Consider the following 13,002-nt stretch of genomic DNA (forward strand, 5'->3'; position numbering starts at 1 on the left):
GCTAAGGTATTGGGCACCTTACACGCGAACTTCTCTTCTCCGATCAATGTCGAAGATTTAGCTCACCAGGCGAACATGAGCGTTTCCTCTTTTCATCGCGCCTTCAAAGAAGTCACGTGCGAATCGCCCATGCAGTACGTGAAAAAAGTGCGCCTTGATAAGGCTAAAGAGTTAATCACTGTGGAAGGAAAGCGCGCCAGTGAAGCCGCTAGCCTTGTTGGGTACAGCAGCCAATCACAGTTCTTTCGAGAGTTTAAGCGCCACTTTCAATTATCGCCTTCTCAGATGATGTAGTGTTTGGTTTATATTACTCAACCTGCTCACTTACTTGGCTAAAAAAGGAGGCTGAACGAACAGCCAGCCTCCTCCATTCAATTAAAGAGAGACTTTCTTTACCATTCCCTGTTCTGCATGATCTGCAATATTACAAGCAAATTCAACATTGTGCTCACCGTGGAAGTGCCAAAGCAGCTGTTTTGCTTTTCCTGGTGCGACCATAACTGTGCTGCTATCTTCGTGGCCATGATGCTCAGACATGTTCGCCATCATCTCTCTATGCTTGAGCTGTTCTTCTGCCGATCCAATCGTAAACCCATGTTCAATTTTCCCTGTGTTCATCACAACAAATTGCACGACGTCATTAGGCTCAATCGTCACATCACTCTTAAAAGTGATTGTCATATCATCGCTTAGAATAACGTGGACCACTTTGTCAGGTTGTCCACCCGTTGCAGGCATTCCGACGGCTGACATGCCTTCCATGTCCATCAACATAGAGCCGTGGTCCATTTTAGAGTGATCCATCTTGCTATGATCCATAGAGCCATGATCCATTTTATTGTGATCCATCTTTGCTGCAAATGCCGTGGTTGAAAGAAGCGCGATGCTTAGTGCGATTAGTGATTTTTTCATTTTTGTTTCCTTAAATTCAGTATCTGATGTTCTGTTTCTAATGTTTGGTAAGGAACGCGGGCCGCTTGAGAACAGCCTGCGTGAATTTGAATGTTTGTTATTAGCTAATAATTTCTCTGCGTTTCCACAGCTGAAAAACGGCAGGAAGCACCAGTAGAGTGAGCAGCAGTGCTGAGGCCATGCCACCAATCATTGGGGCGGCGATACGCTGCATGACTTCCGATCCCGTGCCATCGCCATACATTATTGGGATAAGACCGATGATGACCGTCAGTACCGTCATCATGACCGGGCGCACACGCAAGCCTGCACCTTCACCGATGGCATCGGTTAAGTCTTGTTGAGTCAGTAATGTACCTTCTTCTTGAGCATGAATCTTTTTGTAATGCCACGCTTGGTTGAGATACACCAACATGATGACGCCTATCTCTACCGCCACACCGGAAAGAGCGATAAAGCCAACCCCAACAGCAATAGAGAAATTAAAGCCAAGGATGTGCATCAGCCAAAGTCCGCCAACCATCGCGAGTGGTAAGGTTGCCATAATGATCAACACTTCACCGACACGGCGAAAGCTCATGTAAAGCAGTAGCATGATGATGGCAATCGTGACGGGTACTACCATGGTTAATCGCTCTTTCGCGCGCTCCATGTATTCGTATTGCCCAGACCACGCAATGGAGTAGCCCGCCGGTAGGTATAACTGTTCGCTTACTGCTTGCTGAGCTTCAGCGACGTAAGAACCAAGATCTCGACCGTCGATATCCACAAAGACCCAGCCGTTCGGGCGAGCGTTCTCTGTTTTAATCATTGGTGGGCCATCTTCGTAACGAATATCGGCAACGTCAGCCAGTGCGATACGTGCGCCATTTGATGTGACAAGAGGCAGGTTCTGCAGCTTGACCACAGAATTACGGTAATCTTGTGGGTAGCGAACATTGATTGGGTAACGCTCTAGCCCTTCAACGGTTTCACCTACTTTCATTCCGCCAACCGCGGTTGAAACAACCTGTTGAACTTCTTTAATGCTTAAACCGTATCGAGCAGCTGCACGGCGTTTAATGTCGATGGTGACGTAACGGCCACCGGCAACACGCTCAGCGTAGACGGAAGCTGTGCCTTCCAGTTCATTCAAAATAGGCTCCAATTCGGCACCGATACCTTCAATGATCTTAAGGTCAGGCCCTGCGATCTTGATGCCGATTGGCGTTTTAATCCCCGTGGCTAGCATGTCAATACGCGTTTTGATTGGCATTACCCATGCGTTGGTTAAACCTGGAAACTTCACAAGGCTGTCGAACTCGGCACGCAGTGAGTCGGTAGTCACACCGTCTCGCCATTCACTGCGAGGTTTAAGCTGAATAACACTCTCAATCATGGTGAGTGGTGCTGGGTCAGTCGCTGTATCAGCACGACCAATCTTGCCCCATACCGTTTCCACCTCAGGTACGGTTTTAATCAGCTTATTGGTTTGCTGTAGTAGCTCACGCGCTTTACCAATCGAAATACCTGGGTATGTGGTTGGCATGTACATCAAATCGCCTTCATCGAGTGGTGGGATGAATTCACTACCAAGCTGACTGGTTGGATAATACGCTGAAGCCATTAACCCAAGTGCCGTGACAATGATCAGTTTTGGGTATTTCAGGCTTAGATTCAGCATCGGGCGATAGAGCGCTACTAGCCCTTTGTTCACAGGGTTCTTATTTTCTGGAAGAATCTTACCGCGAACAAAGTAGCCCATAAGAACAGGGACTAAGGTGATCGCTAGACCTGCCGATGCGGCCATTGCATAGGTTTTAGTGAAGGCGAGTGGCGAGAACATCTTGCCCTCTTGGCCTTCAAGTGAAAATACCGGAACAAAGCTGAGCGTGATGATGATCAGCGAAAAGAACAGCGGCGCACCCACTTCTTCGGCGGCTTTACCGATCACTTGCCAGCGGTTTTTATCTGTGAGTGGCGTGCGTTCAATGTGCTTATGCACGTTTTCAATCATGACGATTGCACCATCCACCATGGCGCCAATGGCGATGGCAATACCGCCGAGTGACATGATGTTGGCGTTAATGCCTTGCCAATGCATAACGATGAAGGCGCTTAAAATGCCCACCGGCAAGCTTATCGCAATCACCAGAGATGAGCGGATATGGAACAGGAACAGAGCACAAACAATGGCCACAACAATGAACTCTTCAATGAGCTTTTTCCAAAGGTTTTCGACAGCGGCATCGATGAGTGTTGAACGGTCGTAGGTGGCAACAATTTCGACACCTTCAGGTAAACCTTGTTTAAGCTCATTCAGTTTGTTCTTAACGTTGTCGATCACTTCACTGGCGTTCTCGCCAAAGCGCATGACAATCACACCGCCCACCGCTTCGCCTTCACCATTGAGCTCAGAGATACCACGACGCATCTGTGGCCCAGTGTTGATCTCGGCAATATCACCCAATAGCAGGGGTGTGCCTTTGTCGGTCACTTTAAGTGGCAGCGATTTAATGTCTTCGATACTGCTTAAATAGCCCGTTGTACGAACCATGTGTTCGGCTTCAGCCACTTCCACAACCGATGCGCCTGTCTCTTGGTTGCCGTCTTGGATCGCCATGTTCACTTGCTGAAGAGTCAGGTCATAAGCGCGAAGCTTGGCCGGGTCAATTTGTACTTGGTACTGCTTGACCATACCGCCTACGGTGGCAACTTCTGACACGCCATCAACGGTTTGCAGCTCGTATTTTAAGAACCAATCTTGCAGGCTACGCAGCTCGGCTAAATCATGTTGGCCTGTTTTATCTTGCAATACGTAGCTGTATACCCAGCCCACCCCCGTCGCATCAGGCCCAAGTGTGGGCTTGGCATTCGCAGGTAGGTTGGGGGCAACTTGGCTTAGGTACTCCAATACTCTGGAGCGGGCCCAGTACATGTCGGTATCATCGTTAAAGATGATGTAGACATAGGAGTCACCAAAGAAGGAGTAACCGCGGACGGTCTCCGCACCTGGAACCGCGAGCATGGCCGTTGTCAGTGGATAGGTGACTTGGTCTTCCACCACTTGAGGTGCTTGCCCCGGGTAGCTGGTTTTAATGATCACCTGTACATCAGAGAGGTCAGGCAGCGCATCAACAGGGGTATTTTTAACGCTGTAAAGCCCAGCTAATGTAAGGAAAATACTGGCAATTAAGACCAGGAATCGATTATTGATCGACCATCGAATAATGGCGGTAATCATTGGTTATCCCCCATATTTTGATGTGCGGTGTGTTGCGCGTGCGCATCCATTTGCGTTGGGTTTTCCTGAGTCTCAATTTTTATCAAAGAGACATCTGAGCCGTCTTTGATGACTAGAAATCGAACCGACTGCCCTTCAACTAAACCAGACAAATCGATATCTCCTCCTACTGAAAAGTTCATTTCGCCAGCGGCCCAGCCCCACTCGGGTGCCGCGGCGTGTTTTAGGGTGATCATGCCAAAGTCAGCCATCAGCATAGTGATCTCGCCGTCGACCCATAGCTCACTGACAATACCGGTGTCATCAACATTAAGGGTGACAACATCGTATTGCCCTGAATCGCCTTGCTGCATTTCAAAGTCGATCATCTGGCCTTTACTCAGTTGAGACATATCAACGCCTTCGGCAATGTTGAAGTTCATCACCATTCCCGGCCAATTCCACTCGGGAACCGGCTGGTGGTTGATGGTTAGCATGCGGTGGCCTTCCATCACATCGGTAATTTCCCCTTTTGTCCATGCGGTTTCAGCAGGCGGCTCGTTGCTTGCTGAAGGCTCTACACCGTTGATACGAGAAAGGTCAGCCGATTGACTCGATTCAGAATCGATCATGAAGTGAGCCGAAGTCACGATGCGATCGTTCTCGTTGAGACCTTGAATGACTTCGATTTTTTCGCCCGCTTCGCGTCCTACGTCAATACGAGCCGAGCGGTATTTACCATCGCCTTGTGAAAGCACCACACGTGTCATGCCACCAGAGCGAATAACCGATGATCTTGGAATAGTCAGAACGCTCTCACTTGATTCTGGTTGCAGAGCAATGCTGGCAAACATGTTCGGTTTAAGTTCCCCTTCAGGATTGGCAAACTTAAGTCGCACTCGAAGAGTACGAGTCTTTGGGTCAAGAATGGGGTAAACGTAATCCACCACGCCGTGCCACTCTTGCCCCGGTATCGCATCAAGTGTCATGCTGGCTTGGCTGCCGGTTGTGATCCAATGGGATTGACGTTCAAAGACTTCCGCATCCACCCACACTTCATTAAGGGGGCCGGCGCTGATCACGGTTTGCGCGGGAGAGAGGTAACCCCCTTCACGAATACTCAAACTGGCAATGACACCATCGGCTATCGCTTTGATTTCGATGGTTTGAGACGCTCGGTTTGCTTTTACGATCTGCTTGATTTGAGACCTATCAACGCCGAGTGAAACCAAACGATCGGTAGCGCCGCGAATCAACCCTTTATGACCTGCTCGGTAGGCATTCAGCAGCTCTTCTTGTGCTTTAACGAGCTCAGGAGAATATAGTGTGAACAGAACATCACCTTTATTTACCTGCTCACCAATGGCGTTAACATTGAGCTTTTCAACCCAACCGGCGATGCGAACGTTGGTTTGCCAAACTAGGCTGTCATCAAACGCCACATAGCCCACCGTCTCAATGCGAGGCGATAGCTTTTCCTGCGTGACTAAGGCTGTTTTAACCCCAAGATTATTTTCGACAGCAGGGTTAATGGTGACGGTTCCCGCTTCCTCATTTTCTCCGGCGAGATCCGAGGCGTAGACAGGAACGAGAGCCATCCCCATCGGCGACTTGCCAGGTTGATCACGCCGATAGTTCGCATCCATTGGTGCTACCCAATAGAGTGGTTCATCTGCTCCTTTTTCATTAGATGAGGCCATCGCACTCATATCGTCGTTTGCTGGCATAATGAAGTGGTTTGCGTCTAAACCAAGTGCGACACCAAAACCGATAGCACCGCCAATCAGAAGAGCGAGTGTTGCGATTTGCATTGTTTTCATAATCTATTCCTAATTCTTATGTCATTACTTCTGAGCGTCTGCGTGTGACTTATCTGCACCAGGTTGGTTTTGATGAACACCTTGTTCGTCACGGTTTAAATTGGGCAGTTCAACATTGAAATCGAAACCACCGAGCAGTGAAGATAGGTTGCTGTTGACAAGGTTTAAATCGGTGAGAAGGCGTTGCTGCTCAAGCTGCAATGCCAGTTCATCTCGGCTGGCGGTAATGACGGTATTAAATTGCGCCGTATTGTTTTGGTAACCCCGCTCGACCGCTTCAGAGCGAGATTTGGCCTGTGGAAGTAAGGAGTTTTGATAGCGCTCAAGACGCTGTTCAAGGTTGCTTTTATCGATAAGTAGCGTATTCACCTTGGCGTTCATTTGGCTAAGTAGTGTGTCTTTTTGAGATTTAGCTGCGCCGACTTGATATTGCGCTGCCGAATGTTGTCTGTCTTGGCGATTACCAGTAAACAGAGGCACATCCATTGTGACGTAAGCACTGACGAGATCGGAGGCGGGATCGCCCATCATTCCATTGGCTTGCCTGTAAGCGTACATCACCTCAACACCGAATTGAGGTGTATAAGCTTGCTCAGCAATTTCAACCTGAGTTTGATTGGTAGAAATAGCGACGTCAGCCATTTGAACCATAGGATTTAAGTTAAGCTGCGGGTAGTGCTCGGTGGAGTCACTCGAGCGATTTAAGCGTTGCTCAAGCAAGCTCCAATCCAGTTGGTTGCTCGCTCGCAATGAGTCGGTGCGATACAGCCAATCGGATCCTAACCACTCAGATAATTGAGAAATCAAACGGTGCTGCATTTGCGTGTTCGCTTGTAGCTTTTCTTCGATCTGGCTAACTTGCAACTGAGCATTAAGAAGGTCTTGCGCTTCACTTTTGCCAATCGAGTAGTTGGTTTGAATAAAGCTTTCCATCTCTTGCATCAATCGGTGGTTTTCGAGCAGCACTTGATGTGCTTGTTGCTGATAGCCAAGCTCGAGCCATAGCTGAGTCATACTGTTGGCGATGTCGAGTTCACGGGCTGCAATTTGCAGTGTCAGACCATCGGCCTGTTGATTCGCTTGACGCTGCTGAAGATCGAGCGTTGAACCTCGGCTAAATTGCTGCATCAGCCCAACTGAAATGTTGGTCATTGGGTCATCATCAAACTTGAAACTGTCAACAGGTAGGCCGCCAACCCCAAATTTTAGCTTTGGATCAGCAAGTGTTGCATTGGCGATGCCTGATTCTCTCATGGCGTAAGATTGGGCATAGAACTGCTTTCGATTCGAGTCATTGTTTAGTGCAATATCAATCAGCTGAGCTAACGATACTGATGACGTCACGCTGGTTTGCGTTGCATTGGCAGCGGCATGAAGTGGCAGGGCAAAGCCAACCGATGCACTGACTGCTACTGCAATAAGTGAGGGGTTTATAGTCACGGTGTTATCCAAATTCTTGCGCCGAATAACCCTTGGTAAGGTTAAATAATAGGCGCGATAAAACAGTTACTGCGTCTGTTATTTGCTAACTCACATTGAGAAGCGAATAGAGAACTGAACAGTAATAGAAAGACAGAGTTTGGATTTAGGCTATCGGGGGTCGATACAAAGATTGTGGGCGCTGAACACGCTCACCTTGTGTGTGTGATTCAATCTTACTTAACCGCGTCTCTATGTGAGTCACCTTATTTAAGCTCGGTGTAAATGCCATCACATTGACACAGGTTGCACTGCAGCAGTTATGCATTGAATCAGCGTTGCTGTTACAAGAGGGGGGATCAGACTCCGTCATCGTTTGTGATGTTGGGGTACTAGAGCCGTGTCCCATCTGGGCATGATCATTACTAGCTCGGTGGCAATCAGGCAACTCAGATTGAATCGTAGATTGAACACTTGGATTAGCGTTAGCAATGTCTAACATTTGAAATGACATTAAAGGCGTGCTCGAGACAACACTAGAAATAAGCAACGTAAAGATGCTTAAGAGTGTAATCCAATTTATGCGAGTAGAAGAGAAACGCATACCGAGCCTTTAAAATTAAGTTATGCGTGATTCTAAAGCTTCCCCTTAGGGTAAGGTCAAGAGTATTAGTAAATCATCGTGCATTGTTTAGATAAAAGAGATAAGCCTTCAGATTAATTGATTGGTTACCGACTGAATGTAATTTCTTCATTTAAGAATATTTGATATGCGAGCACTGGACTCGTGATAGACCGTCTTAAAATCTAAAAAAACTGCGATGGTTGGTTTGCCCTCAGCAATGACAACATTACAAAGTAACTGAGCGGTCAATCTTATGACTTAGAGACTGGTACTTTGTAATCATCCTTTTGTAATCATCCTTTGCAATTATCCGCTGTAAGACGGTGAGGTACGCCTGCTCTGTGATTCAGTTAAGCCTTACTCAGCCCAATCTGTATTCAATACACGCAGAAAAGACCCCGTATCCAATTAAGATACAGGGCCTTTTATTTCTTAGAATCTAAATTCTATCGCTCGCCTATTTATTTCCAACTATTTGTTACCGACACTTTGCTCACAAACACTGAAGGTTGCTGTATTCAAGCCTTGAGAGGCTTGGTTTACGGTGTCAGCACACATCGTTTCAGTAAACTGTAATGTGTCATTGAAGTTGTAACCAATTTGCTCACGAGTATCATAGTTAGTAAACAAGAAATCGCCATTTTCGTGGTTGTAGACAAACTGTGTCCACGTCGCGTAAGTCTCGCCATTAACAGGGTCAACAAGATCTTGTGGCACTAGGTTCCCTGCGTTGTATGTGCTCAGCAATTTACCTCGAGTTTGTGCCCACGATGCGTCCTCACTAAAGCCCACATGCGTCGTGTTAAATAGGCCTCGTAAGTTTCGATCGAGTGAAGAGATAGACGATGGAATATTCTTCGCGGCTAAGTCTTCCAAATCAACACGGCTAACATAGTCTCGGTGATCTTGCTGAAGTGGTGCATTCGCCATTACGCGTAAGTCGGATGCAACATCACCACGGTGAACCACCATCTTTCCACCTTCGTTTAGTTGAAATAGCGCTATGTCACCGGTTTTATCCTGTACTGATAGGTGAAGACCATGTTGAGTACCGTGTAAGCCGTCAGCCCACGCAATCTGAAACTCATTCGCTTCAAAAGCTTGCACGACTTGCTCAACAGAGGCATACGTTTCATTCACATACGAAACCAATTCTAAAAAGCTCACCGCAGGCGCGCCTGTATCTTCATAGTCGGCAATGTATTGCGCAGAATCATACATATACAGTAATGACGTACCTAGGCCTTCAGAGTTAATCGCATCAGATGCAACGCCGTGAAAAACTTCCCACTCTGTCTGTGCAATCGAATGGTACTTCGTTGTCCACTTCATTGATTTCTCGTAGCTCGGTGCTTCCGATGTACGATGCTTACCTACTGGGTTGACTTGAGCCACATTGCCAAGTTGATCTCCCCAATCTAATGAACGAACCGTACTGACACCGTGTGGAGTATCCAAAGTTATGCGTGAACATGCGTCTGCAACACCAGAGAGTGAGGTCATGGCTAATGCTGCAACCGCTGCGATGGTATTAAGTTTGAAAGTTTTCATAATTGTGCCCTCTTTAGTAGCGACTGATCTTGATAAGTTCTGACAACCTTGTTGTTGTCTCGATGTGGTCATTATCAACGATTACTGCTAATCTCAAAGACGCTGAGAGTAGGTATTAACCCTCTCTTAAATACTATTACACTGAGGCCATGTATGTCGTATTCCATCGAGCAAGTGCAAGCATTTGTCGCCACCGTTGAAAACAAAGGGATTGCCCAAGCCGCTCGTGCACTGGGCAAGCATGTTTCAACCGTTCGTGAGCAGGTGAATAATTTCGAAATTGATACTGGATTGATCTTATTTGAACGCTTACCACGATCGATTGAAGTGACGCCACAAGGCTGGCAACTCTACAAGTACGCGCAATCAATGCTGAACGAATCGAACCACTTTGAAGCAAAGATCGACAGTTTACACAAAGGGGTACCGGACTCATTAACCGTGGCAATTGATACCAGTTTGATCGACAAAAACGTCGACTTGCTGCTCGCCGACATTCTAGAAAAATACCCATATCTCAATTTGAAAGTCCTCAACGGTGACACCATGCAGGTAAGGGATTGGGTTATCAATAACAGAGCGGATGTAGGGCTCGCGTTCTCTTCCATGCTCATTGAGAAAAAAGTCACGGTAACACAGGCGTATAGCTTTAAGGTTGTTAGGGTTGCCCCGATCGAATGGAAAATGCCAGCCAACTCGACGGAACGTAATTTCAGTGACCGACTTCAGTTAACCTACTCTTTTTTAGCACAGGTCGGTTTAAGGGACGCAGATATTATCAGCCATAGACACATGATGTGTAACAACGCAATCCAAATGCTGAACTTAATCAAGACTGGTGTTGGCTGGGGACATTTGCCGCATTTCATTTGTCGTGAAGCGATTGAAAACACGCACCTTACTCTGTTTGAAGACAAGTTTCCCGATTGGTCAGCCGAAGTCATCATACTGCAAGAAGCGCATGTCAATCCCACGATGCAGATGTTCATCGACGGGGTATGTCAGTTAGGCAGGCGAGATTAATATCGTAGAAATTAGGCTTACTGACCCGCAGTAAGCCTAGTGCATCAACGTTTGGCTACTTGTGGGTCACTTCCAATTCATAAAAAGTGGCTTGAACATAATCATCAGGATCGCCCGAACGATTTTGGTTGTAGACTCCAGCCTTGAAGTACATCCACTCGCCTTCTTCTTCGTAACCCGAGTTTTGCATGTCCACTTTCTGCACGACATCTGGCTTACCTTCACGAGAAATGGTGACCGTCATATCAGCGCCTACCACCTCAATTTTGTACGAAAACGATTCACCCAACGCAATACCATCGTCATAGGTTGACTGGTAATCTTTTGAGCCCTGTTTCCAGTAATTCGGTTTCGTTGGCCCAATCATTGGAAACGTAATGTCGTCGCCACCATTCGGTTCATGCGAGATCCACAGTGACCCTGTATTGTGTTCAGGCATTTTTCGATAATAGATTTTCACTGGCTCGTCTTTTGGTGCGTGAATTTGACCAATGATCACACGTCCTTGCTGCCAGATTTTTCCTGTCCTAGTGACGTGATCAACCGATAACGTTGCCTTAAGCGTTCCATCCACACCCGCCGCATTTTTTAGCGACTCTTCTGATTCATTGTTTGAGAATACCCAGTTATTACCACCCACACCGTGAGTGCGAATGCTGGTATCACCACAGCGCATCATTTCACGTAATTCAGAACGGACGTACTTTGTGTTCTCTGACGTTTTGATGCCTTGAACAGGTGAGCGAAAAACCACCCCATCTCCCGCTTCATTTACGTAGAAATAATCAGGGTGCATTGCACCATTGGCAATGTCGTTTTCTTCAAATTCGGTGGGGCGATCTCCCCCCGTTAAAGAAACGGGCAGTGTGACTTTCCAACAAGAAAGATCAAGAATATCAGCAGGGGTTTGTGGAGCAGCATAAGCACCGAAAGAAAGTGCAGTGGCAACAGCCGCAGTCAGTGTTCTAAATTTCACAGCAATCCTCTATATTTGTATTATAATAAGACACTGTGATTTTTACATTTATCCTCCTTGTCTGAAATGATCGAGTTCTAACTTTTCTTATTTTTGACAGATTCCATACCAATGATAAATCGAGCTAACATGAGCCAACTCTTTACCCTGCCTACTGATCAAGCGCTTTAAAGTTAAAAATTCACTTTATTATCCAAGTGTTAATAAATGTTTCTTGATTTCCCGCTATAGTTAAAACTTAGCCTCTGGGATCTAGGATCATGCAGTATGTAGACTAGGTATCGACGCTTCTTTCCTGTCTGTTCATTACTGTATTCAAATCAAGACAGCGTGAAAATGGCTTACAACAGCATCGTTCTGGTTGTTTTTTGAGCTAAGACAATCTTATCAGTCACTAAATAAGGCATAAAAAAGGAAGACTGATAAAGCGATACGCTATCAAAGGACTTAAAACATGAAGATGAAATTTGAACGATTTAAAATACTGCTCAAGCAACTTAAAGAGACAGAAGTCTCATCGCCAGAAACACAAGCGGTGAGAATCTATGCATCGGGGCTTTCTTCGGAGATAGACTGGGCAAGCGATGCGTCTGAACTTGACGTCAATACATTTGAATACATTTATCAAAGCATGCCACTGTCTGTCATTGAAAGAGCTCAAGGGCAGTTGATGGTGTCCGGGCACTACTATTTAGCTGAAAAGTGGCAGAAGCTTATTTCCCATATAAACCTTCGTCATCAACGTCTTATTGCGAGCCAGCAACACGTTCAATAGCCTCATGCTGATGAAAGCAAGATCAAAAAAGCCAGCAAATTCATGCTGGCTTCTCTTCAAAACGTGGTACTACCTACCTAGCCCAATGGGCAAATCTACCTTACTGTTTAATCAACTAATTTCATCTCTTGAATAATATCGGAAGCAATTTCTGGTTTTGTGCTTGTTGGCTTCTCATGAAGATCGGATTTTAACTGTCCTTTACGGTTACGAAGACCCGCTTCTAGTTTTTTCAATGCCGCAGCAATGGCTGGGTACATAACATCATTGGTTGATTTCGCTGATACACGTGCGCCTTCGTAGTTGGTAAAAATCTCTACTTGGTGTTGGCCGTGCTCTTTGGTGATGATGATGTCGCTACTGATCAGTTGAGGAAAATGAGAGGATACTTTTTCGAATTTAGCTTCGATTTCTTTGCGTGAGTCGTCATTGATTGATACATGATGTGTTTGTACATTTACTTTCATATAGTTCTACCTTTCCAATCACTGTGTCATTTAAACGTAGCAAACTACTCGCAGTCTGACCAAGACTAATTTTACACTTGTGTGATTTACTTCAGTGTTATGAATTATTCTTCCTCTCGCCCCTTGAAATGATGCGTCGTTCTCAAAAATGCACTGTACATTTTTTGTTTGTTTCTCTCTAAAAATAGCCGGATTTGACTTCGGCTAGCTCAATAAAAAGGTTCATCGCGGA

The 13,002-nt window shown here is 46.2% G+C and carries 11 protein-coding genes; 3 read left to right on the top strand and 8 right to left on the bottom strand.

What is annotated here, in order from left to right; translation table 11 throughout:
• The coding region (locus BCU12_RS02300) for an AraC family transcriptional regulator (protein ID WP_133153798.1) at positions 1 to 294 on the top strand (294 nt) is incomplete at its 5' end.
• Between the two features lie 81 nt (positions 295 to 375).
• Here the strand turns inward: BCU12_RS02300 and BCU12_RS02305 are convergent.
• The 6 genes from BCU12_RS02305 to BCU12_RS02325 form a co-directional block, all read right to left on the bottom strand.
• Positions 376 to 912: a copper-binding protein gene (locus BCU12_RS02305; RefSeq protein WP_102402785.1), complete on the bottom strand. Its 537-nt coding sequence runs from the start codon at positions 910 to 912 to the stop codon at positions 376 to 378.
• A 100-nt stretch (positions 913 to 1,012) separates the two neighbouring features.
• Positions 1,013 to 4,135, bottom strand: a complete 3,123-nt coding sequence (locus BCU12_RS02310; RefSeq protein WP_102402786.1) for an efflux RND transporter permease subunit — start codon at positions 4,133 to 4,135, stop codon at positions 1,013 to 1,015.
• Entirely contained in the window at positions 4,132 to 5,934 is a 1,803-nt protein-coding gene (locus tag BCU12_RS02315) for an efflux RND transporter periplasmic adaptor subunit (RefSeq protein ID WP_102402787.1), read from the bottom strand. The genes BCU12_RS02310 and BCU12_RS02315 overlap by 4 nt, the downstream gene beginning before the upstream one ends.
• Before the next feature lie 24 nt (positions 5,935 to 5,958).
• On the bottom strand, positions 5,959 to 7,317 hold the full coding sequence (locus BCU12_RS02320) for a TolC family protein (RefSeq protein WP_241909727.1): 1,359 nt from the start codon (positions 7,315 to 7,317) through the stop codon (positions 5,959 to 5,961).
• Positions 7,318 to 7,519: 202 nt separating this feature from the next.
• A complete protein-coding gene (locus BCU12_RS23085) occupies positions 7,520 to 7,867 on the bottom strand; it encodes a hypothetical protein (protein ID WP_133153799.1) in 348 nt (115 codons plus the stop codon).
• 582 nt (positions 7,868 to 8,449) lie between these two features.
• Entirely contained in the window at positions 8,450 to 9,529 is a 1,080-nt protein-coding gene (locus BCU12_RS02325; RefSeq protein WP_102402788.1) for a linear amide C-N hydrolase, read from the bottom strand.
• Between the two features lie 153 nt (positions 9,530 to 9,682).
• Here BCU12_RS02325 and BCU12_RS02330 point away from each other — a divergent pair, with 153 nt between their 5' ends.
• Positions 9,683 to 10,552 carry a LysR family transcriptional regulator gene (locus tag BCU12_RS02330; RefSeq protein WP_102402789.1) on the top strand — a complete coding sequence of 290 codons (870 nt, stop codon included), beginning with the start codon at positions 9,683 to 9,685 and terminating at the stop codon, positions 10,550 to 10,552.
• A 55-nt stretch (positions 10,553 to 10,607) separates the two neighbouring features.
• Here the strand turns inward: BCU12_RS02330 and BCU12_RS02335 are convergent, their stop codons facing one another.
• Complete coding sequence (locus tag BCU12_RS02335) at positions 10,608 to 11,528, bottom strand: polysaccharide lyase family 7 protein (protein ID WP_102402790.1); 921 nt, start codon at positions 11,526 to 11,528, stop codon at positions 10,608 to 10,610.
• Positions 11,529 to 11,982: 454 nt separating this feature from the next.
• On the opposite strand from BCU12_RS02335, the gene BCU12_RS02340 reads away from it, so the two are divergent.
• A complete protein-coding gene (locus BCU12_RS02340) occupies positions 11,983 to 12,303 on the top strand; it encodes a hypothetical protein (RefSeq protein WP_241909726.1) in 321 nt (106 codons plus the stop codon).
• Between the two features lie 107 nt (positions 12,304 to 12,410).
• On the opposite strand, the gene raiA is transcribed toward BCU12_RS02340, so the two are convergent.
• The gene (raiA, locus tag BCU12_RS02345; RefSeq protein ID WP_102402791.1) at positions 12,411 to 12,770 is read right to left on the bottom strand and encodes a ribosome-associated translation inhibitor RaiA; all 360 of its coding nucleotides are present in this window, start codon (positions 12,768 to 12,770) and stop codon (positions 12,411 to 12,413) included.
• Between the last annotated feature and the right edge of the window lie 232 nt (positions 12,771 to 13,002).

Origin of the sequence: Vibrio sp. 10N.261.55.A7, from assembly GCF_002877365.1 — a bacterium.
GTDB lineage: Bacteria > Pseudomonadota > Gammaproteobacteria > Enterobacterales > Vibrionaceae > Vibrio.